Origin of the sequence: Parahaliea mediterranea, assembly GCF_017255185.1 — a bacterium.
In the GTDB taxonomy this organism is placed as follows: Bacteria; Pseudomonadota; Gammaproteobacteria; order Pseudomonadales; family Halieaceae; genus JAFKCZ01.
In genome coordinates, this window is sequence record NZ_JAFKCZ010000022.1 from 42,889 (window position 1) to 65,210 (window position 22,322).

Below are 22,322 nucleotides of genomic sequence, written 5' to 3' on the forward strand. Positions count from 1 at the left end.
GACCACAATTATAGGCAGATCTGGTGGTAACTGCGACCAACGCACGGCCCTGCGTCTCACTGTACGCTCGTACAGGGGCTGGCTTTTTGGTCACCCCTTGATAGAATCCCTAGCCTCCACAGGGTCTCCGGCCAACTGTGCCGGGGCCTCCCGCGAGTGCCTGAATCCGGTGCTTCGCCGCTGGGCCAGAATCGACGAGGAAGCCGCCATCAGGCAACTAGACACAGTTCCAGCGGAGGCTGGCAGTGCCGCCCGGGAACCGGCGGGGGGCAGTGCGGCTCCGGTGGTGCAGCACGAGCGCCCCCTGCGCATTGCCCTGCTGGGCTACCGTTCGCAGCCCTACGGCGGCGGGCAGGGTGTCTACCTCAAGTACCTGAGCAAGGCGCTGGTCGAGGCGGGCCACAGCGTGGATGTGATCTCGGGGCCGCCCTACCCCCACCTGGACCCGCGGGTGCGGCTGATCTGCCTGCCCAGCCTGGACCTGTTCGAAAACGGCCTGGGCTCCCTGCGACCGCGGCACCTGCGCTCGCTGAGCAACATCATCGAGTGGTGCAGCAAGCTCAGTGGCGGTTTCGCCGAGCCCTATACCTTTGGCCGGCGGGCGGTGAAATACCTGCGCGCCCACCGGCACGAGTACGATCTGGTGCACGACAACCAGAGCCTCAGCTACGGCATGCTGCAGCTCCAGGCCATGGGGATTCCCCTGGTCACCACGGTGCACCACCCCATTACCAGCGATTTGCGTATCGCCCTCGGCGCCGCCAGGCGCTGGTGGGAGCGCCTGCTGATCCGGCGCTGGCATTCCTTCCTGCACATGCAAAAGAAGGTGGTCCGCCGCCTGCACCACGTGGTGACGGTGTCGGACTGCTCGCGCCAGGATATCGCCCGGGATTTCGGCCTGCAGCCGGCGGGCATCGACCTGGTCTACAACGGCATCGACACCGCGGAGTTCCGGCCCCTGCCCGACATCCCGCGGCGCGCCCGGCGGCTGATGGCCACCGCCTCCGCGGATGCGCCGCTGAAGGGCCTGCGCTACCTGTTGCGCGCCTACGCCAGCCTGCTGCCGCGCTATCCCGATCTGGAGTTGTTGCTGGTGGGCAAGCCACAGCCGGGCGGGCGCACCGAGCGCCTGCTGGGCCACCTCGGCATCGCCGACCGGGTGCAGTTTGTCAGCGGCATCAGCACCGCGCGGATGGTGGCCTACTACGCCGAGGCGACGGTCGCCGTGGTGCCCTCGGTGTACGAGGGCTTCGGCCTGCCTGCCGGGGAGGCCATGGCCTGCGGGGTGCCGGTGGTGTCCACCGACGGCGGCGCGCTGCCGGAAGTGGTGGGCGACGCCGGTGTGATCGTGCCGGCGAGGGACGTGTCGGCGCTGGCGGAGGCCATCGCCGGCCTACTGGAGGATCCCGCCAGGCGCGAGGCCCTGGGCGCGGCCGGCCGCGAGCGGATTGTCGAGCAGTTCAGCTGGGAGGTCTGCGCCCGGCAGATGAGCCGGTACTATCGGGAAGTGTTGCGTGCAGACGGTTGATTTCGCGCATTTTGCCCTGCAACCCGGGGACGCGGTGCTGGACCTCGGCTGCGGCGAGGGCCGCCACGTCATCGCCGCCTACCTCGAGGGCGAGGTGCAGTCGGTGGGGGTGGACCTGGCTCTCGATGACCTGCGCACCACGCGGGAGAAATTCCAGCCCTTCGCCCGCGAGGACGACAGCCGGCGCAGTTTTTCCCTGGCCTCCGCCACCGCGCTGTCGCTGCCCTTCGCCGACAACAGCTTCGACAAGGTGATCTGTTCCGAGGTGCTGGAGCACATCCCCGACTACCGCGGCGCCCTGGCCGAGATCCAGCGCGTGCTGAAGCCGGGTGGCCTGCTGTGCGCCAGCGTGCCGCGCCGCTGGCCCGAGAAGATCTGCTGGGCCCTGAGCGAGGCCTACCACCGGGTACCCGGCGGCCACCTGCGCATCTTCCGCGCCGACAAGTTGTGCCGGGAGATCGAGGCCCTGGGCTTTCGCGGTTATCACCGCCACGGCGCCCACGCCCTGCACGCTCCCTTTTGGTGGTTGCGCTGCCTGTTCTGGAACAGCCAGGACAGCAACTGGCTGGTGCGCCAATACCATCGCCTGCTGGTGTGGGACCTGATGCAGCGCCCGGCGCTGACCCGCTACCTCGAGCGCGCCCTCAACCCCCTGCTCGGCAAGAGCGTGGTCATGTATTTTCGCAAGGAGGCGACGTCGTGAGCGGTCCCTACCTCAGCCGGGGCCTGTTTCCCCACGATTTCCTGCGGCCCACGGCGGAGTTCCTGCTGCGCTCGCAACTGCCCAGTGGCGAGATCCCCTGGTTCGAGGGCGGCTACACCGACCCCTGGGACCACGTGGAGGCCGCCATGGGCCTGTCGATTGCCGGCGAGTTGGCGGCGGCGGAGCGGGCCTACGGCTGGCTGCGGGACACCCAGCTAGAGGACGGCAGCTGGTGGGCCAGCTACCGGCTGGGCGAACCCGACAACACCGAGCGCCGCGAAAGCAACTTCGTCGCCTATGCCGCCACCGGCGTCTGGCACCACTACCTGATCAGCCGCAATCACGCCTTCCTGGAGGCCATGTGGCCGATGGTGGAAGGGGCCGTCGGTTTTGTGCTCGGCCTGCAGTCGCCGGAGGGCGAAATCGACTGGGCGGTGGACGGCGACGGCAGGCCCAAGGGCGACGCGCTGGTCACCGGTTGCAGCTCGATCTACAAGAGCCTGGAATGCGCGCACAACATCGCCGAGACCCTGGGCGAATCGCGGCCGCGATGGCTGCGGGCCCGGGAGGCCCTGGGGCGCGCCCTGCGCCATAAGCCCGAGCGCTTCGACCGCACCTGGGAGAGCAAGTCCCGCTATTCGATGGACTGGTTTTACCCGGTGCTCGCCGGGGTGTTCACCGGCGCTGAGGCGCGCGCGCGACTGGCCGAGCGCTGGCAGGAGTTCGTGGAGCCGGAGCTGGGTTGCCGCTGCGTGCTCGAGGAGCCCTGGGTCACCGTGGCCGAATCCTGTGAGCTGGTGATGGCCCTGCTGGCGGCGGGGGATCACGCCCGGGCGGTGGAGTTGTACAGCTGGCTGCATCAGTGGCGGGAGGCCGATGGCGCCTACTGGACCGGCTACCAGATGGTCGAGGATTTGCTGTGGCCGGAGGAGCAGCCCACCTGGACCGCCGGGGCGATCATGCTGGCGGCGGATGCCCTGACCCGGCACACCGCGGCCGCCGGCCTGTTTACCGAGGTCAGGTTGCTGCCAGCGGCACCGGCGCGGGGCGGACTGAAATCAAACACCTGAGAGCCCGAGCCCTGATTGCGCCGCGCCGGACCGCGCCGCGGATGCGGCTCGCAAAGCCCCGGCGGCGGTGATTGAGCCCGGTTACAATCGCCGCAGGACCCCCAGCGTATTCACCCGCTCCACCTCCTCGAACAGGCCCGAGGCCAGCGCCATGCGGTACACGGCCCACGGCGCCTGGCCGCCCTCGAAGGGATCCGGAAACAGATCGTGCACCGCCAGTATGCCGCCCCGGAGCAGGTGCGCGCTCCAACAGCGGTAGTCGGTGAGCGCCGCGTCCAGGCTGTGGCCGCCGTCGATAAACACCATCGCCAGGGGGGTGCGCCAGTGGCGGGCCGCCACCGCCGAGCTGCTCACCACCGGCACCACGGTGTCCTCCAGCCGCGCCGCGCGGATGTTGCGCCGGAACTCCCGCAGGGTGTCCACCAGGCCCTCGCTGTTGTCGTACAGCTCCGGGTCGTGGAACATCTCCCCGGCCTGGTGCTCCTCCGAGCCCCGGTGGTGATCCAGGGCGTACACGGTACCGCCCTGGTCGCGGCAGGCCAGGCCCAGGTAGATGGTGGATTTGCCGCAGTAGCTGCCAACTTCCAGCAGCGGGCCCAGGGGACAGCTGGCGCGGGCGTGGCGGTACAGCGCCCCGGCCTCGTCCTCGGCCAAAAAGCCCTTGATGCGGTCGATGTGCGCGGGCAGGTCGGGAATCATGTGGCGGCGTCCATTGTCGGCAAAGCCAGCGAACTTAGCGCCTTTGCCCCGGCCTGACAAGAGCGGCTCCGGCACCTGGCGTCCCGGCAAGAACCGTCCCCTGGGCGTCGGCGGGCAAGGGCGGGTGGCCTGCCGGGCGGGCGGCGGGTATTCTCCGCATTTCACCGCCATACCACCGGAGCCCGGATGCGCCTGCTTTACAGCCTGGTTTTCTACCTGCTCATGCCCTTCGTACTGGGGCGCATGCTGTGGCGCTCGCGACTGGCGCCGGCCTACCGGCGCCGGCTGGGGGAGCGGCTGGGCTTCATTCCCGCCCCCGCCGCCGGCGAGCCCGTGATCTGGGTGCACGCGGTGTCGGTGGGGGAAACCCTGGCCGCCGCGCCGCTGATCGAGGACCTGCTGGCGCGCTATCCCGGCCACCGCCTGGCGGTGACCACCACCACCCCGACCGGTTCGGAACGGGTGCGGGCCCTGTTTGGCGAGCGTGTGTTTCACGTCTACGCCCCCTGGGACCTCCCCGGCGCGGTGAGGCGTTTTCTCAAGCGCCTGCAACCGGAGCTGCTGCTGGTGATGGAAACCGAGCTGTGGCCAAACATGCTCCACCACAGCAAGCGCCGGGGCTGCCGCATCCTGCTGGCCAATGCCCGTCTGTCGGAGCGCTCGGCGCGGGGTTACGCCCGGCTGGCGCCGCTCATCCGGCAGATGCTGGGCCAGCTGGACTGCGTCGCCTGCCAGGCCCGCGAGGACGGCGAACGCTTTGTACGGCTGGGACTGGAGCAGCGCCGCCTGCATATCACCGGCAGTATCAAATTCGACCTGGAACTCGACGCCGCGCTGCGCGACCGCGCCGCCGAATTGCGCCGTGACTTGGGTGGTGACCGGCGCCCGGTGCTGCTGGCGGCGAGCACCCACGCCGGCGAGGACGAACAAATACTGGCGGCCTTCGGCGAGCTGCGCCGCCACGGGGACTGCCTGTTGGTGCTGGTGCCGCGACACCCGGAGCGTTTCGACGCGGTGCACGAGCTGTGCCGGCGGGCGGGCTGGCGGGTGGCGCGCCGCTCGCGCGAGGGGGTTCCGGGGGCCGGGGACGATATCCTGCTCGGGGATACCATGGGTGAGCTGTTACTGTTGCTGGGTACCGCCAGCGTGGCCGTTATCGGCGGCAGCCTGGTGGAACACGGCGGGCACAACGCGCTGGAGGCCGCGGCCTGGGGCGTGCCGGTGGTGACCGGTCCGCACATGTTCAATTTCGAGGAAATCAGCGCACTGCTGGTGACGGCGGGGGCCATGATCCGCCTGCAGCAACCCGCCGCGCTGGCGGATACCCTGCGGGAACTGTTGGCGGATGCGCCGCGGCGGCGCGGGATGGGCGAGGCGGGACTGCGCGTGGTGGCGGACAACCGCGGCGCGCGGGAGCGCCTGCTGGCCTTGGTGGCGGAGCAGTTGCGGCCGGGCTAGTGGTTCTTCCCGGCCGCGCGGTTCAGGCTCAGGGCGAGGCGCTGGCGGTCGGCGCCGGCGGTTCCTCCAGGGCCTCGTTCAGTGTGTATACGTCCTCGGGGCTCAGCAGGCCCGCCTGCTCCTTGAGCTGCAGCATGTCGATGATGTAATCGTAGCGGCTGTTGGCGTAGTCGCGCTGGGCGGCGAACAGGGTGTTCTGGGCATTCAGTACGTCCACCACGTTGCGGGTGCCGACTTCGTAGCCCGCCTGGGTGGCGTCCAGGGCGCTCTTGGAGGAAACGATGCTCTGTTTGCGCGCCGCGACCCGGGACACGTCGCTGACAACCGTCATGTGCAGCGAGCGGGTGTTGGTCACCGTGTTGCGCGCCAGGTTGATGCGGTTCTCGCGGGTGGCGTTGAACTCCTCCGCGGCCTGGCGGCGGTTGGCGCTGATGGCGCCGCCGCTGAACAGGGGAACCTCCAGGCTGATCTGCCACTGGTTGGTTTCGGTGATGTTGTCGGGCGCGGTGTCGAACTGCGTCGCCGGGCGCCGGGTCAGGTCGCCGTCGGTTTCGTAGTCCTGGTAGGAGTAGCTGCCGACGATACGCGGGGCGTGTTCGTACTTGTTGGCCTTGGCGCTGTTGCGCGCGGCTTCTTCCGCGTAGCGCGCGGCCTGCAGGTCGAAGTTGTTCTCCAGCGCGAAATCGACCCAGGCGGCGCGGTCCATCGGCTCCGGCATTTTGGCCTCGAACTCTTCCTGCAGCACGTCGAGGTTGTCGTGGTGTTTGCCGGTGAGCACCGACAGGCGCTCCAGGGCGACCCTGACATTGTTTTCGTCGACGATGCGGTTTACCCGCGACAGGTCGTAGGCGGCCTGCGCCTCGTACACGTCGGTGATGGCGATCAGACCCACCTCAAAACGCTGCTGGGTCTGTTCCAGCTGGCGTTCGAAGGCGCGTTCGGCCGCCTTGGAGGCGGACAGGTTGTCCTGGGCGCGCAGCACGCCCAGGTAGGATTCCACCACGCGCACGATCAGGTTCTGCTGGTTGGCCGCGAAGGTGGCCTCGGCCTGCCGGGTAAATTCCCTGCCTGACTGGAAGGTGAACCAGGCTGGCAGGTCGAAGATGGCCTGGTTCAGGGTGACCTGGTAGCCCTCGGTGTCGGTGTCGGTGTTGGAAAACGTATCGATGTTCGTAATACTGCCGTCGTCACCGAACTGGAAGCTCTCGGCTTCCCGGTCCTGGTCGGTATTGCTGTAGTCGTAGCTGCCGTTGACCTGGGGCAGCAGCGCGGCGCGGCCCAGGTTCTCGGTTTCCAGGTTCGCGCGGTACTGTGCCTGCTCGGCCTTGAGCTGGGCGTCGTTCTCCAGCGCCAGCTCGTAGATATCGCGCAGGGATTCCGCCTGCGCCTGGCCAACACCGAGAGAGAGTGTCAGCGCCAGCAGCGCCACTCCGGTTGTTTTCATCAAAAATCCCCTGTTGCGAGCGGGTGAGCGATGCGCAGTTTAGCAGCCCGTGGCGCCCCGCGCATGTTAATAACCCGCAATAAAAGCTGCCACTGCGGCGTCGTTTGTGCCATGGTAAGTGCTACACTTTGTAATCGTCCACGGGGCGGAGGTGCTTTCGTCGAGCGATAGCGTGCGCTCGTCGCAATTGCCCGCGCTGGTCGCTGGCGCGCTTCCTTCCGTGTAACGAGTAACCCAGGCATCCCGACAGGCGGAGACAGCAATGAGCGTGCAGCGGGCCCGCAAGCGGTCCTTCAAGATGGATATCGCCAGGCTTCACGCGGTTTGTGAAGCCAACTATGCGCGACTGCTGCGCCTGTTCCCGGATTATGAGCGCAGCAATCGCCGGGAGTTCCATGTCGGCGGCGCCCGCATTGTACTTGAGGTGCTGGAGCGCAGCCGCTACACCACGATATTCCGCCTGCAGCAACATCACGCCGAGGCGCGCTGGCTGGGGCGCCTGCAAATCGAGGTGCGCGCCTACCACGATGCCGGCATGCTGGAGGTCGGGGCGTTCCAGTCCCACCGCCGCGTCGCCGCGCGCTACCAGTACCCCAACTCGCACATGATGCAGGAAGACGAGAAAGTGCAGCAAAACCACTTTCTGTCGGAATGGCTGGAGCACTGCCTGGGTCACGGCCGCGCTGACTACAGCGGCGCCGTGACCGGCTCCTGACCCGCGCGGAGAGCAACACCCCGTGCCCGAACTATCGCGCCAGCGACTGGAGATTGCCCACACAGGCCCGGTCGTTCGTATTCTGCAGTTGACCGATTGCCACCTCGACGGGCAGCCCGGCGGCCGCCTGCTGGGCATGGACACCGACCACTCCCTGCGCGCGGTGATTGACCAGGCCCGCCGGGATATCGGCGAGGCGGACCTGGTGCTGGCCACCGGCGATCTGGCGGACGGCGGCGCACCCGCGGCCTACAGCCGGCTGCGGGGCTATCTCGACGCTCTCTGTCCGCGCCAGTTCTGGTTGCCGGGCAATCACGACGATCGCGGCGCCATGGCGGCGCAGGCGGGCGGGGCGGAGCTATTGCCTTTCGAGTTGCGCATCGGCGGCTGGCAGATTCTCCTGCTGGATTCGCAGATACCCGGGGAGATCGGCGGCGAGCTCGGCGCCGAACAGCTGGCGATGCTCGATCGCGCCCTCGGCGAGGCCGCGAGCGAGGGCCTGCACAGCCTGGTATGCCTGCACCACCAGCCGGTACCGATCGGTTGCGCGTGGCTGGACGAACAGCGGGTCCGCGATGCCGACCAGCTGTTCCGGGTGCTGGAAGGCCGCCCCGGGGTGCGCGCCCTGCTGTGGGGCCATATCCACCAGGAGGTCGATCGCATGCGCGGTGATTTGCGCCTGCTGGCGACCCCCTCGACCTGCGTGCAGTTCGCGCCGGGCAGCGAGGATTTCCAGGCCGACGACCGGCCCCCGGGCTATCGCTGGCTGAATTTGCACGCCGACGGCCGCCTGGAGACCGGGGTGTCGCGGGTGCGGGGGGTGACGTTCGAGCTCAACCTCCACCAGCGCGGCTACCTGTCCAAGTGATCGGCTGAATTTCCCGCGCCACCGGGATGCATCCCGGGCAAGGAATTGCTGGCGTCAATCGCCGGGCCCTTGTGTACAATGGGCGCGTAAGTTCCCTGACGTATCCCGTGAGCATGAGCCAGTACACTTCCGAAGACATCGAAGTCCTTACCGGACTTGAGCCGGTGCGCAAGCGCCCCGGCATGTACACCGACACCAGCCGCCCCAACCACCTCGCCCAGGAGGTTATCGACAACAGTGTCGACGAGGCCCTGGCCGGTCACGCCGACCGCATCGACGTGGTGCTGTTCAAGGACGGCAGCATCTCGGTCACCGACAACGGCCGCGGCATGCCGGTGGACATGCACCCCGGGCAGGGCCGCCCGGGGGTGGAGGTGATCCTGTCGACCCTGCACGCCGGCGGCAAGTTCTCCAACAAGAACTACCAGTTCAGCGGCGGCCTTCACGGCGTGGGCGTATCGGTGGTCAACGCCCTGTCCAGCGAGCTGGAGGTGATGATCCGCCGCGACGGCAGCGTGCACCGCATGACCTTCTCCGGCGGTGACAAGACCTCCGAGCTAGAGGTCGTCGACAGCTGCGGCAAGCGCAACACCGGCACCGCCATCCGCTTTACCCCGGATGCGCGCTACTTCGACTCGGTGAATTTCTCGGTATCGCGCATGCGTCACGTGCTGCGGGCCAAGGCCGTGCTGTGCCCGGGCCTGCGGGTGACCTTTCGCGACGAGAGAAAGGGCAGCGCCGGCGGCCAGGTAGAAAGCGACGAGTGGTACTACGAGGACGGCCTCACCGACTACCTGGCCGACGCCACCCGCGAGTATCCCTGCCTGCCCGAGCAGCCCTTTACCGGCAGTTTCAGCAGCTCCAGCGAGGGCGTGGAGTGGGCCGTGCAGTGGCTGCCCGAGGGCGGCGAGGTGGTCGCCGAGTCCTACGTCAACCTGATTCCCACCGCCCAGGGCGGCACTCACGTCAACGGCCTGCGCACCGGATTGCTGGACGCCATGCGCGACTTCTGCGAGCTGCGCAACCTGCTGCCGCGGGGCGTGCGCCTGACCCCGGACGATATCTGGGAGCGCTGCTGCTACATCCTCTCGTCCAAGCTGGAGGACCCGCAGTTCTCCGGCCAAACCAAGGAGCGCCTGTCTTCCCGGGAGGCCGCGGCCTTTGTCTCCGGGGTGGCCAAGGATGCCTTCAGCCTGTGGCTCAACCAGCACACCGAGGAGGCGGAGCGGCTGGCGGAACTGTGCATCAGCAACGCCCAGAGCCGCCTGCGCTCGGCCAAGAAGGTCACCCGCAAGAAAGTCACCTCGGGGCCGGCCCTGCCCGGCAAGCTGGCGGACTGTTCCGGCGAGGACCCGAGCCGCGGCGAACTGTTCCTGGTGGAGGGCGATTCGGCGGGGGGCTCCGCCAAGCAGGCCCGGGACCGGGAGTTCCAGGCTATCCTGCCCCTGCGCGGCAAGATCCTCAACACCTGGGAGGTGGACTCCCAGGAGATCCTCGCCTCCCAGGAGGTGCATAACATCTCCGTCGCCCTGGGTATCGACCCGGCCAGCGACGACCTGACCGGCCTGCGCTACCACAAGGTGTGTATCCTGGCGGACGCCGACTCCGACGGCCTACACATCGCCACCCTGATCTGCGCCCTCTTTGTGCGCCACTTCCGCGCGCTGGTGGCGGCGGGGCATGTCTACGTGGCCATGCCGCCGCTGTACCGCATCGACGTGGGCAAGGAGGTCTACTACGCCCTCGACGAGGCGGAAAAGCAGGGCGTGCTGGACCGCATCGAGGCGGAGAAGAAAAAGGGCAAGGTCAACGTCCAGCGCTTCAAGGGCCTGGGCGAGATGAACCCCATCCAGCTGCGCGAGACCACCATGGACCCGGACACCCGGCGCCTGGTGCGCCTGGTGGTGGATCCCGGCGACGAGACCAACAACATGCTGGACATGCTGCTGGCCAAGAAGCGCGCCTCCGACCGCAAGGCCTGGCTGGAGAGCAAGGGCGACCTGGCCGACCTGGCGATCTAGGCGTCGCGGGGAGAGCGCGGGCCGTCAGGGTTTCGGGTCGAGATACTCGGGCAGGAAAGTGCGGGCGTAGGCGACCCTGGCGCGGCGCGCCTGCTCTTCCAGTTCCTCGGTGATGATCCCGTGGCGGTGTACCGACAGTGCCCAGATCGAATCGTTGATTGCCAGGAGTTCGGTCAGGCGGTTCACCAGATTGGGAAACTCCGGCAGTTGGAAAACGTTCCGCAACTCCTCTGCTCCCCGGGTCGCGAAGCGCCTGTCGAACTCCATGTCCCGCGCCCGCAAAGCGGCCGATAGGCCGGACCCCAGTAGCAGTTTGCGGGCCGCGGGGGTTTCGTTGTACAGGTCCCGCGCGGCTTTGAAGCGATAGTCAAGGAGCGTCTGCCATGACCGCTTCGCCTCTTCCGGCGGCGCTTCCTGGGAGCCGATAAAGACAGCGTTGAGCCGCTCCGCCAGGGCCAGGAATACGCAGTCCGTGTCCGGGAAAAAATGATAAACCGACTGCGCGGATACGCCCGCTTCCTTGGCGATCGAATAGATACTCAACTCGCTTGGTTCCTGCCCGGCAAGTAGCCGGTCCGTCGCGTCCAGGATTGCTTCGAAACGTTCCTTGCCGCGCTTTTGCGTGGGGCGGCGGATCGTGGGTGCGCGGTCTTCCCGGGTGTTCACGTTGGTCAGTGGCTGCATGCGGCGTCTACTACGTTTGCGAGATGTATCGTTCCTTGGGCTCGGGGCGGCATGGCCGCGCCGTGCGAGGGCGCATCAAATACCGATAAATATCGGTTTAAGTATGGGCTCAGGCGCGGCGGTGTCAACTTTGCATGCGACTTGTGCCCGTGCAAGCCATGCAAAAGCGTGGCGGATAGGGGCTGTCCGTGCGTTCATCGGCCCTGTCTCGCTCCCAAGAGCCACTTTACGGATATATATCAATTAATGGGCGGTCAGTATTGACATGGATGCCGGTTTTCGTGCATTTTGCCTATATATATCCGAATAAATCACAATCTTGGGAGAAACGTATGGCAGGGGAAGGCGGTATGCAGCGTAGAAAAATGGTGGGCGTGACGACGGGCTTGTGCGCCTTGTCGGCTGCTTTTTCCGCGTGCGCGCAGGCACAGGGCGGCGGGCTGCGGCTCCTGGAAGAGGTCGTCGTTACCGCGCAGAAGCGCGCTGAAAACTCCCAGGATGTGCCCATCACCATGACCGCGTTCAGCGGCGACGATATGATCGGCCTGGGTTTGTCCGAAACCAGCGAGCTGGGCCAGTTCATTCCGGGGTTGGAGCTTTCCACGACGAGCGGGGAAGGCTCTCAGTTGATCATATTTCTCCGCGGCGCGGGGCTGAACGATTTCAACACCAATAATGCCGGCCCGATCGGTATTTATACCGACGAGGTCTATATCAGCTCGCCGATCCTGACGTCGTTCCAGTTTTTCGACTCCGAGCGTCTGGAAATTCTCAAGGGGCCACAGGGCACGCTCTACGGCCGCAATACCACTGGCGGCGCGGTGAAGTTTATTTCCAATAAACCCGGTGACGAGTTCGAGTTCAAGGCGCGAGCCAGCTATGGCCGGTTTGATAGCCGGGACCTGGAAGTCGCGGTGTCCGGCCCGGTAAGCGACAAGGTGAGCGCGCGTGTCGCGTTCAAGAAAGCCGATTCGGCGGGGTACATCAAAAACCGCGTGACCGGCGGCAGGGATAATGGCACCGATACGCTTGCGTGGCGCGGGACCGTCGATATTGATGTCACCGACAACTTCTTCCTGCGCGCCAACATTCACGGCGCCACGTCGGACAGCGAGGGCTTCAGCTTTAACCATCTGGGGGTGCTGCCCGGCGGTGTGGACGCGCTTGGCTATTCCGGCCCGGACGACGAGTTTACCGGTGAGTACAACGAAGACAACCAGAATGATCTGGATTCGATCGGCGGCTATATAGAAGCCCGACTGGAGCTCGATACCGTCTCTATCACCTCGATATCGGCTTTTGACGGCGTCGATAGCCTCGTGGATGAAGAAACCGACGCATCGCCCCTGTCGTTGATATCCATTGACTACGGTGTTGAATCAGAGACCTTCAGCCAGGAACTGCGAGTGAGCGGTGAATCCGGCTCCGTTGAATGGCTCGTGGGTGGCTTCTACCTGAAGGAGGACCTCGATCAGGACCAGACCGTGGATCTGTTCGGAGAACTGCGCGGGCTTACCGGCGGAGTGTCCGACCCGTTCGGTTGGGCAACGGGTGGCGCGCCTGTCCTGTTCGCGCGCACGCTGAATGCCCAGGAGTCGGAAAGTTTCGCCGTTTTTTCACAGGCCGATATCGCGCTCACCGACCGCCTTACACTGACCCTTGGCGGCCGTTACACCGACGAAAGCCGGACGTTTGATGCCTCCACCAGGCTCGAGGATGAGGTGCTGTTTGGCGCGGGGGGGCTGGTGATTTATGACTTTGACGGACTGAAGCTCGATGACGACGCTTTCTCCTGGCGCGCGGGGCTGGACTTCGCGGCGACGGACAATGTGCTTGTCTATGCCAGTGTCGCGAGCGGCTTCAAAAGCGGCGGATTCAATGGCGGTTTTCTGTCGCTCGATGCCGCGGAAGCGGCCGTTCAGCTGGAGCCGTACGAACCGGAGTACCTGACCGCGTATGAGATCGGCGTCAAGTCGGATCTCTTCGATAACAGCCTCAGGTTGAACGCGGCGCTGTTCCTGAACGACTTTTCCGATCTCCAGGTATTCACGCTGGTGAACACCGAAACGCTGCCGATACAGGTGCTGGACAACGCCAGTAGCGCCCAGGTGGTCGGGCTGGAATTCGATATCACCTACTATCCGACTGACAATCTTCTCGTGAGCGTGTCGGGGGCGTTGCTCGACAGCGAACTGAAAGACTTTGTCAGCGATGAAGGCCTCGACTTCTCCGGCAACGAACTGGCGCGGACGCCGGACACGTCGGTCACCGGCCTGATTCGTTATGACCATGAACTGTCCGACTACGGCAACCTGTACGCACAGGCTTCGGCGGCCTATAAAAGCTCGGTTTTCTTCTCCACTGAAAACAACCCGCTTATTGCGCAGGATGGCTACACGCTGGTGAATGCCAGGGTCGGTTATCAGCACAGCTCGCACAACTGGGAGCTTGCGCTCTTCGTCAATAATCTTGGAAACGAAACCTACTTCACGAATGCAACGGATTTGTCCGATTTTGGCCTGATTCCCCGATTTGTCGGAATGCCCCGTATGTGGGGCGTGGAATTGGCGGTGAACTTCTGAACAGGGACGAGCCGTGCCGCGTTTGACCGAAGGGAAAACGCGGCGCATCAAGTTCCGCAACCCGCCGTCGATGTCCGGTAACCCAGGTTCCGGCTTGCGCAGTTCGGGTTGAAACAGGCGTTGATGAATACCTTGCGGAGATACCGTGCATAAACAACGAGCCGTCGAAGACAAACCGGGCGCAAAATGGCCGCGGCTGCTGACAAGCGCCTTCGTGGCGTTTTTCCTGGCCGCGTGTGACGAGCAGGAGGTGCTCGAGGAGGGCGCGTACTCGGTGCCGGATCCAACACGGGCAGTGATCGACTACGCTGAATCCGCCCTGCCCGCGGACGCGAATCTTGCGTCGATCTACGAGCGCTCGTGTTTCACCTGCCATTCGAGGGCGGGTTCGGGCGCGCCGTTGACGGGGCACGCGCGGGACTGGGAGGCGAGGGCCGGAAAGGGCGGCCTGGATAAACTGCTTCGCTCCACCAAGCAGGGCTTGAACGCCATGCCCGCCATGGGGCTCTGTTTTGATTGCAGCGATAGCGAGTTGATCGCCATCATCGAATTCATGGCGAGGGATGCGGCCGAATGAGCGTAACACGAAGAAAGGCAATCATCGCCGGCGCAATTGGCGCGGCGTTTGTTGGAGTTCCGGCCGCACGGCATGCCGCCTGGAGCCTGCGCGATTTTGAACGGGACAACTGGAGCGAGGAAAACACCGCGCGGCAATCGGACCAGCGAACCTGGCAGAACTGGTCGGGCCTGCAGAGATCGCATCCGCGGGAGTTCTTCAGCCCCGGGAGCGAAGACGAACTGGCAGACTTCATGGCTCGCGCCCGGGGCCTGATCAGGCCGGTTGGCAGCGGGCATTCCTTTACGCCCCTGGTAAACTCCGACGGCGCGATCGTCGATATAAGCCGCCTGCAGGGTTTGCTGTCGCACAACCCCGAAGCGGGCACGGCGACCTTTGCCGCGGGCACCCGTTTGCGCCGGGCCGCGCAACTCAGCGACCCGCTGAACCTGGCGTTCATGAACCTGCCCGACATCGACACGCAGACGCTTGCCGGCGGCTATGCAACGGCCACGCACGGCACCGGGCGCGATATTCCCGCCATTCATGCCGACATTGTTGGGTTCCGGTTGGTAACGCCGCGCGGAGAGGTCGTGGACGTCTCCGCCGGGAGAGACGATGAGCTGCTGCGTGCCGGGCAGGTGTCTCTCGGCGCGCTTGGCGTCATCACGCAGTACACGTTGAAGCTCCGGCCGTCATACCGGCTCCACCGGCGCGTGTGGGTCGAGCGCATAGACAGTTTGCTGGATCGCGCGGAAGAACTCGCCAGGGTTCACCGGAATTTCGAGTTTTTCTACGCTCCCCACACCGGCTACGCAATAGCGCTGTCCCATGACGAAACCGACCAGCCGGTGGGTGAACGTCCCGGCGGCCAGGATGACGAGTTCCTGGCCGGCATGCGCGACATGCGCGACAGGTTCGGCTGGTCGAGCTGGATAAGGCGCCGGATTGCGGACGCGGCCTTTCCAAAGGGGGAGATCGAGAACTTCGTGGATGTCTCCTGGAAGCTTCTCGCGACTTCACGGCCTGTTCGTTTCAATGAAAGCGAATATCATGTGCCTGAGGAAAATGGCCTGAAGGCAGTGCGAGAGACCATAGAGAAGCTGGAATCGCGCAACGATACCTTTTTTCCCGTGGAGGTTCGGTTTGTTCGCGGTGACGATGCCTGGCTCAGTCCGTTCTGGCATGGGCAGGATGTCTCCATTGCAATACACGCCAGTGTGGACGAGCCCTGTGACTATCTGGTCGAGGACTTCGAACCGATGTTCCGCCGCTACGGCGGACGCCCCCACTGGGGCAAGTTGCATGGCCTGGGCGCGCGGGATTTTACCGAACTCTATCCGCGCATGAATGACTTCAGGGCCCTGCAGAAAGAACTCGATCCAAGCGGGAAGATGTTGAACGCGCATCTGCGCCAGATACTGGAGGTATCATGAGCGATAGGGGGCAGGCGGCTTCGGCGGCGGGAAAACGAGCGCTGCTGACGCGGCGAAATATGCTGATAACCGGCGTTGGCATGGTTGGAGCAGGCCTGCTCGCGGCGCGAAAAGCGGATGTCAGCGGCCCGCGGGACGATTATTTTATCGGTCTTGAAAAGGCCTTGAAAAGCGCTGGGATCGCGACCCCCACGCTTGTCGTCGATCGCGCGCGCCTGGACGCCAACATTGCAGCCTTGATGGAGTCCCTGCCGCCGGGCATGGGATACCGGATCGTAGCCAAGTCCCTGCCGTCGCTGGATTTGATCGCGTACATACGTGCGCAAACCGGTAGCTCTCGAATCATGACCTTCAATTTGCCGATGCTGGAGGCGCTGTCGCAGGCGATGCCCGATGCCGACCAGCTTATCGGCAAGCCCCTTCCCGCCGGCGCCGCGCGGGCATATATGCATTCCGGACGCTTCACCGCCGACGTTCGCTCCAAAGTCCAGTGGCTTGTCGATAGCCCGAGCCGGCTGCGGGAATACGCCGATATCGCACACGGCATGAACGAACCCATTCGGGTGAATATCGAACTCGATGTCGGGCTTCACCGCGGCGGGGTGGTACCAGGCGAGGCGCTTGCCTCAATGCTGCGAGCGATCTCGGCCGATGAGCTGCTGACCTTTTCCGGTTTCATGGGCTACGAGCCACACGTGGCGGCCATCCCCGACTTCGGGGGTCTGCGGGACAGACAGCTTCGAAAAGCCTGGAACACCTACCAGGGCGCGCTCGATGCCGCGCGGGAAATACTCGGCGCGGGCGCTGTTGAGCGGGCGACGCGAAACGCCGCCGGCAGCCCGACCTACGGTTTCTATGAAGACACCCGGATCGCGAATGAAGTGGCCGTGGGTACCGCTCTGGTCAAACCCAGCCACTACGACATGGATACACTGACGCATCACGTGCCGGCGAGCTTTATCGCCTCGCCCGTCATCAAGAGCTTCAACGAAACGCGCATACCCGGGCTGGAAATGCTGGACGGCGTCAAACGCGCCTTCAATCCCAATCTGGATCACACGGTTTTCATCTACGGCGGTAACTGGTTGGCGGACCCGGTGGATCCGCCCGGTCTGCGTTACAACCCGACCTACGGCCGTTCTTCCAACCAGGAGATGCTGAACGGCGGCAGTGCCATCGATTTGGCGGTGGATGATTTCGTGTTTTTCCGGCCACAGCAGAGCGAAGCCGTCTTTCTTCAGTTCGGCGATATCGCGGTCTACGAGGACGGCAAGATTACCGATTTCTGGCCGGTCTTTCCGGCATCGGCATAGCGGAATAGTCGCGTATGAAAAGACGCACCGTATTGGGCGGGATCGGCGGCCTGGTCGCCTGCTCCGCACTTGGAACGTCGTCCAGCACTTTGCAGGGGCTGGAGCAAAACAAGGAGTCGCGCATGAAAGCGCCACAGTTCTACCCCGATAAAGTCTGCGCATTTCCCGGCGATGAGGTTGCCGTTCACGCGAGCTACAACGGCGACAGCTGCCGTCTGGTCATTACTCGCGTGGCCGCGAAGGAAGAGCATGTTGCGACGCTGGAGGGGCTGGCCATTGATGCGCATGCCACCGCTCCGGATGCCGGTCGCGACGGTTGCCAATGGCCCAGGGCTTTTTCGTTTACGGTCGGTAGTGATTGGCTGCCCGGTTACTATGACCTGAAGCTCGAGGGGAGAGACGGCGAGTATACGCGCCACTTTATCTGCGTTAAGCGCGCGCTTGATGCGAGTGCCGCGAGTGCCGTACTGGTGCTGAGTACCAGCACTTACCAGGCCTATAACTACTGGGGCGGCGCCAATGCCTACGCGCATGTTGAAAAGCTGCTAAGTGGCGAGCTGAGTCCGGAGGATGCCCGAGACCAGGCGCTGGGTGTCCTGTCGCTCAATCGGCCGTATGCACAGGGCATGTTCGCTCCGCCCCCGGGCATGCCGCGGCTCATTAGTATCGCGCCGCGTGATTTTGGGGAGCCGGGGGTTCTGGGCGATATGGACTGGTTCGCCAAACACCAACCCACGCCCTACGACGGATCCGCCGGCTATCTCGGCAAGTGGGAGCATAAATTCGCGGCGTGGTGCGAACGCAATGGTTATGACATCGATTACCTGACTGATCATGATTTCGAGACTGGCGAGGATGTCCTGTCCCGTTACGGGACGGTGATTCTGGCCGGCCACAGTGAGTATTGGTCCGGCAGGCAGCGCGACAGCCTGGATGCTTATGTGGAAGCCGGGGGGCACCTCGCTGTTTTCTCGGGCAATACCGGGTACTGGAAAGTCAGGTGGGAAAGCGACGCAACACGCCTTGTTTGCCACAAGTGGAAGGGCGAGGAGAACGACCCTCTGTTCTCCGACCCGTCCGGAAAACGCGATGCCACCCATCTTTGGTCCCACCCCGCCTTTGGGCGCTCGGAAGCCGAAGTTACCGGGCTGTCCTTTCTCTATGGTGGCTATCACCGTCTGGGTATGTGCGTGGCGCGTGGGGCCGCTGCCTATACCGTGTATCACGACAAGCACTGGGCGCTCGATGGCACCGATCTGTTCTACGGTGATCAGATCGGGGGGGATGTCCCGTTGATCGGCTACGAAAACGATGGCTGTCCCATTCGCTTTGGCAAGGACGGTCTGCCCAAGCCGGATGGCGGCATCGGTATACCGGACAATCTTGAAATCATCGCCATGGCGCCGGCGACCCCGTTCGAGCCCCCCGAAAACCCCTTCCCGTTCATGATCCCGCCGGAAAAGCCCGACATTCTTGCCAGGGTCGCCTATGGCGAGGCGAACAGCGATACCCGCGCCCGCCTCGCTCGGGGCCACGTTGTCATGGCCTCGTTCGAAAAAGGCCGGGGCGAGGTTTTCAATGGCGGCACGACAGAGTGGGCGCACGGCTTGGCGGCGGGCAATCCCTATATCGAGAAAATCACGCACAACGTTCTCGCGCGATTTGGTGTCGTTCGCCAGCCCGTCTGAGTGCGGCTCGCCTGGTCGGAAACAGGGGCGACCTGGCGGTTTAAAAAAGGGACATCAGGGCTCGTGGGCCTTGATGTACGCCGCGGGCGGTGCGCCGAAATGGCGGCGGAAGGCGGCGATGAAATTGCTGGCGTGGTCGTAGCCCGCCAGGTAGGCGGCCTCGCCGATACTGGCGCCCTCCAGGGCCATGGCGTTGCGCGCCCGTTGCAGCCGCCGGTGCCTCAGGTGTTCCGCCACGGTGATGCCGTAGGCGGCCTTGAAGCGACGCTGAAGCGTACTTACGCTGAGTCCCAGGCGGGCGGCCACTTCGGGCAGCTCCGCGCCGTCCAGTGCGGCAGTTTCCACCCGTTGCATCAGCTGTTTCTCGCGGTCGCCGCTGGCTGGCGTGTGGCGGGGGGCGCTCGCCGGCTGCCGCGCGAGGGTCTCCAGGCACCGGGAGAATAACCGCAGGGCCAGGGATTCCATGGCCAGTTGCTCGGCGATAGCCACCGGTTCCGCCGCATTCATCACCTCCCGCGCCAAACGCCGGGTCTCGCTGTCCACATCCCAGGCCAGCAACTCGGCGTGGCGCGCGAACAGCGCGTCCAGTTGCCGGCGCTGGTGGTCGCCACCGCAGCGGCTGTACAGCCACTCCCGTGTGGCGTACAGATTTAACTTGTTCACCTCGGTGCCGCGGCGCATCTGTCGCGTCAGCAACTCCGGGTGGGCGAGGGCATAGGCGTGGCAGCGCATCGCCGGCCGCTGGCCCGGAGTCAGCACGCGCGCCCGGCCGCCGAGGCTGAAGTGCACCTCGCCCTGCAGTACCAGGTTAAAGCTGATGCCCGCTTGCAGCTCCGCGGTGGCGGTGCCATTGGCGACCTCGCGCACCCGGGCGCGGTGCAGGGATAACCCCAGCTGGTTGTGCCAGTGACGCAGTTGGCCGGCCATTACCGGTTGGCCGGGACTGCCCTCGACGAAGCGCAGCGCCGTGGAGTCGACCGCGGTGGCGATACCGAGATTCAGTACCTGCAGGTCTTCCTCGTGCAAGTTCGCGGTCTGTGATGTCGCTGGCATGATGGGGCGGCTCCGGGCTGACGATTTCCCATAGCAGATTGACGATTGCGCACACCAGAATGCGCTTCCTGCGCGGTGTTTTTGGCAGTATAAATACTAACGATTCTCATTAACAGTTAATTCTCGGGCCCCTTTGGCCCGTGTGGGGGAGCAATGTCCAGGAATACAACACCGACTCGGCGGGCCGGCGGCCTGCTGGCGGCCGCCGTTGCCGCGGCGACGACCGCCGTGGCCAACCAGGCGCTGGCGCAGGAAAACGCCGGTGCGCAACTCGAGGAAACCGTGGTCTGGGGCACGCGCGTCAGTGCCTCGTCGGTGCAGTTACAGGAGGGCACCATCGCCATCCGCCAGGCCGACCACATCAGCGACCTGCTGCGCACCATTCCCGGGGTCGATGTCGGCGGCGCCCACTCGCTGAACCAGCGCATCACCATTCGCAGCATGGACGACAAGGACCTGCGGATCACCATCGACGGTGCCCGCCAGAACACCTACATGTACCACCACATGGGCAACCTGCAGATCCACTCGGACATCCTGCAATCGGTGGACATCGACGTGGGCACCAACTCCGTGGTCAACGGCGGCCTGGGCGGTTCGGTGCGCTTCGAAACCAAGGCGGCCAGGGAGCTACTCAAGGACGGCGACCAGTTCGGGGCCCGCATCCAGGGCTCCTACGCCGACAATGACTCCAGCGGTTACGCCCTGACCGGTTACGGCCAGCTCACCGAGACGCTCGATGTACTGGCCTATTACAACCATGTGGACCGCAATAACTACGAAGTGGGCGGCGGCAAGATCAAGGGCGCCGACGGCGGCGAAATCCCCGGCACCGACGGCGAGGTGCGCGGCCTGGAGGGCGAGCTGGACGATGTCCTGCTGAAGTTCGGCCTGGATATCGGCGACCGGCAGCGCCTGGAGTTGGGCTATGAATCCTACGAGGACTCCGGCGACTACAGCTACCGTCCCGACATGGGCCTGGCCACGGATATCGCCATCGGCGACAACCTGGGCCTGCCGCTGACCTACCCCACCGAGTTCACGCGGGACACCTACACCCTGAACTACGATCTGCAGTGGGGGCAGGCCAGCCACCTCAAGGCGGCCCTGTTCCACAATGAGAGCAGCCTGTGGCGCGACGAGGCGGCGATCAAGGCCCTGTGGCCCGACAGTCCGGCCAGGGTGGAGGGCACGGCCACCAACAGCGGGTTCAATGCGCTCGCCACCTCCTCGCTGGGTAGCCGGGTCACCCACGACCTGACTTATGGCGTGGATATCGTGCGCTACGATACCGAGTACCATCCCGACGGCCGCACCCTGTCGGAGGAAGACGCGACCGCCAGCGCGCTGTTCATCGAGGACACAATCGCTTTCGGTAATGGCCTGAGCCTGATCCCCGGCCTGCGCTATGACCGCCACGACCTGGATTCGGCGGTGGTGGACGACAGCTTCAGCGAGGTCACCGGGGCCCTGGCGGCACAGTACCAGCTCGGCGACAGCTTGCTGTTTAAACTGTCCAGCACCCAGCTGTTCAAGGGGCCGGAGATCGGCGAGGTCTTCGTCGGCGCCGGTCTCTACGACTCCCCCAACCCGGGTATCGAGGCCGAGACCGGCTATAACACCGAGTTCGCCCTGGCCTACGAGGCGGCGCGGTTCGGCGCGGACCGCTTTGCCGCCGGCTTCACCGTGTTCCGCACCGATATCGAGGACTACATCTACGATTACGCCAGCTCGCCGGCGGGTGGTTATTGGAAGGACAACGTGGGCGACATGACCATCGATGGCTACGAGGCCTATATCGGCTATGACATCGGCGGCCTGCAGGCACTGTTGAGCGTCTCCGACGCCGAGAGTGACCTCGATGCCGCCGACGCTCACGCCGACCTGGACGGCGCGCGCCTCGACCGCCAGCAGGGCGAAACCGTCAGCCTCAATATCGACTACGCGCTGGCGGACTGGGGCGTGACCCTGCACTGGGACACCCTGTGGGTGGACGACGTGGCCGCCGCCCTGGATCTCGACGGCGCCACGCTCGACAACGCCAAGGACGGCTACACGGTCAGCAACCTGTCCGCGCGCTGGACACCGAAGGCGCTGCGAGGCCTGTCGCTGACCGCGGGCGTGGACAACCTGTTCGACGAGTTCTACGCCTCCCAGTCCTCGCGCACCGGAGTGAGCTTCCACCCGCGCTTTGGCAAGCTCTACCTGCAGGACTACGAGCCCGGCCGCAACATCAAGGTAACTGTCACCTACGAACTCTGAAAATGGGGGACGGATGCAAATTTAAATCAGTATCCGTCCTCCCCTTTGGGCCAAAATAGGTATCCGTCCCGAATGGTACTTACTTAAGCCAAAAACAGGGTATGTTGCCCTCTGTAGGGTCGAATTTATTCGTATATGGTCTCCTCCCCGTTTGCAAGGCTCAGACGTCAGGGCTGACAGGGACAGGTTGCTGCCGTATATCCGGCCTGTACTTGCGGTGGGTATCGCTCACCGCTGGCCTT

The 22,322-nt window shown here is 64.8% G+C and carries 17 protein-coding genes; 13 read left to right on the forward strand and 4 right to left on the reverse strand.

All coding sequences use genetic code 11. From position 1 onward, the window contains the following. Window positions 1–283: 283 nt before the first annotated feature. Genes JYP50_RS20755 through JYP50_RS20765 form a run of 3 tightly spaced genes read left to right on the forward strand, consistent with a single transcriptional unit; the run spans window position 284 to window position 3,301 of the window. Window positions 284–1,528, forward strand: coding sequence for a glycosyltransferase (locus JYP50_RS20755; protein ID WP_206562505.1), 1,245 nt, complete (start codon window positions 284–286; stop codon window positions 1,526–1,528). Further along, window positions 1,515–2,231, forward strand: a complete 717-nt coding sequence (locus tag JYP50_RS20760; protein WP_206562486.1) for a methyltransferase domain-containing protein — start codon at window positions 1,515–1,517, stop codon at window positions 2,229–2,231. Before JYP50_RS20755 ends, JYP50_RS20760 begins: the two co-directional genes overlap by 14 nt. Beyond that, the gene (locus JYP50_RS20765) at window positions 2,228–3,301 is read left to right on the forward strand and encodes a prenyltransferase (RefSeq protein ID WP_206562487.1); all 1,074 of its coding nucleotides are present in this window, start codon (window positions 2,228–2,230) and stop codon (window positions 3,299–3,301) included. The genes JYP50_RS20760 and JYP50_RS20765 overlap by 4 nt, the downstream gene beginning before the upstream one ends. 81 nt (window positions 3,302–3,382) lie before the next feature. Here the strand turns inward: JYP50_RS20765 and JYP50_RS20770 are convergent, their stop codons facing one another. Next, complete coding sequence (locus JYP50_RS20770; protein ID WP_206562488.1) at window positions 3,383–4,000, reverse strand: class I SAM-dependent methyltransferase; 618 nt, start codon at window positions 3,998–4,000, stop codon at window positions 3,383–3,385. 186 nt (window positions 4,001–4,186) lie between these two features. Here JYP50_RS20770 and waaA point away from each other — a divergent pair, with 186 nt between their 5' ends. After that, entirely contained in the window at window positions 4,187–5,458 is a 1,272-nt protein-coding gene (waaA, locus tag JYP50_RS20775) for a lipid IV(A) 3-deoxy-D-manno-octulosonic acid transferase (RefSeq protein WP_206562489.1), read from the forward strand. A gap of 28 nt (window positions 5,459–5,486) precedes the next feature. Here waaA and JYP50_RS20780 read toward each other — a convergent pair whose 3' ends face one another. Continuing rightward, complete coding sequence (locus tag JYP50_RS20780; protein ID WP_206562490.1) at window positions 5,487–6,902, reverse strand: TolC family outer membrane protein; 1,416 nt, start codon at window positions 6,900–6,902, stop codon at window positions 5,487–5,489. A 262-nt stretch (window positions 6,903–7,164) separates the two neighbouring features. On the opposite strand from JYP50_RS20780, the gene JYP50_RS20785 reads away from it, so the two are divergent. The 3 genes from JYP50_RS20785 to parE all read left to right on the forward strand — a co-directional run bounded on the left by JYP50_RS20785 (window position 7,165) and on the right by parE (window position 10,506). Next, the gene (locus JYP50_RS20785) at window positions 7,165–7,617 is read left to right on the forward strand and encodes a DUF1249 domain-containing protein (protein ID WP_206562491.1); all 453 of its coding nucleotides are present in this window, start codon (window positions 7,165–7,167) and stop codon (window positions 7,615–7,617) included. Between the two features lie 22 nt (window positions 7,618–7,639). Further along, window positions 7,640–8,485, forward strand: a complete 846-nt coding sequence (gene cpdA / locus JYP50_RS20790; protein WP_206562492.1) for a 3',5'-cyclic-AMP phosphodiesterase — start codon at window positions 7,640–7,642, stop codon at window positions 8,483–8,485. Window positions 8,486–8,598: 113 nt separating this feature from the next. Continuing rightward, window positions 8,599–10,506 carry a DNA topoisomerase IV subunit B gene (gene parE / locus JYP50_RS20795; RefSeq protein WP_206562493.1) on the forward strand — a complete coding sequence of 636 codons (1,908 nt, stop codon included), beginning with the start codon at window positions 8,599–8,601 and terminating at the stop codon, window positions 10,504–10,506. A gap of 24 nt (window positions 10,507–10,530) precedes the next feature. Here parE and JYP50_RS20800 read toward each other — a convergent pair whose 3' ends face one another. Then, window positions 10,531–11,190: a TetR/AcrR family transcriptional regulator gene (locus JYP50_RS20800; RefSeq protein ID WP_206562494.1), complete on the reverse strand. Its 660-nt coding sequence runs from the start codon at window positions 11,188–11,190 to the stop codon at window positions 10,531–10,533. A gap of 332 nt (window positions 11,191–11,522) precedes the next feature. Between JYP50_RS20800 and JYP50_RS20805 the strand changes: the two genes are divergently transcribed. From JYP50_RS20805 to JYP50_RS20825, 5 genes are all read left to right on the forward strand, one after another. Continuing rightward, window positions 11,523–13,772 (forward strand): TonB-dependent receptor, encoded by a 2,250-nt coding sequence (locus tag JYP50_RS20805; RefSeq protein ID WP_206562495.1) that lies wholly within the window; start codon window positions 11,523–11,525, stop codon window positions 13,770–13,772. A gap of 145 nt (window positions 13,773–13,917) precedes the next feature. Then, the gene (locus JYP50_RS22220; RefSeq protein ID WP_347136887.1) at window positions 13,918–14,349 is read left to right on the forward strand and encodes a c-type cytochrome; all 432 of its coding nucleotides are present in this window, start codon (window positions 13,918–13,920) and stop codon (window positions 14,347–14,349) included. After that, on the forward strand, window positions 14,346–15,764 hold the full coding sequence (locus JYP50_RS20815) for a D-arabinono-1,4-lactone oxidase (protein WP_206562496.1): 1,419 nt from the start codon (window positions 14,346–14,348) through the stop codon (window positions 15,762–15,764). Before JYP50_RS22220 ends, JYP50_RS20815 begins: the two co-directional genes overlap by 4 nt. After that, a complete protein-coding gene (locus JYP50_RS20820) occupies window positions 15,761–17,077 on the forward strand; it encodes an alanine racemase (protein WP_206562497.1) in 1,317 nt (438 codons plus the stop codon). Before JYP50_RS20815 ends, JYP50_RS20820 begins: the two co-directional genes overlap by 4 nt. Before the next feature lie 14 nt (window positions 17,078–17,091). Next, on the forward strand, window positions 17,092–18,765 hold the full coding sequence (locus tag JYP50_RS20825) for a N,N-dimethylformamidase beta subunit family domain-containing protein (RefSeq protein ID WP_206562498.1): 1,674 nt from the start codon (window positions 17,092–17,094) through the stop codon (window positions 18,763–18,765). A 54-nt stretch (window positions 18,766–18,819) separates the two neighbouring features. Here JYP50_RS20825 and JYP50_RS20830 read toward each other — a convergent pair whose 3' ends face one another. Beyond that, entirely contained in the window at window positions 18,820–19,818 is a 999-nt protein-coding gene (locus JYP50_RS20830) for a helix-turn-helix transcriptional regulator (RefSeq protein WP_206562499.1), read from the reverse strand. A 153-nt stretch (window positions 19,819–19,971) separates the two neighbouring features. Between JYP50_RS20830 and JYP50_RS20835 the strand changes: the two genes are divergently transcribed. Then, window positions 19,972–22,080 (forward strand): TonB-dependent receptor domain-containing protein, encoded by a 2,109-nt coding sequence (locus tag JYP50_RS20835; RefSeq protein ID WP_206562500.1) that lies wholly within the window; start codon window positions 19,972–19,974, stop codon window positions 22,078–22,080. Window positions 22,081–22,322: the final 242 nt, after the last annotated feature.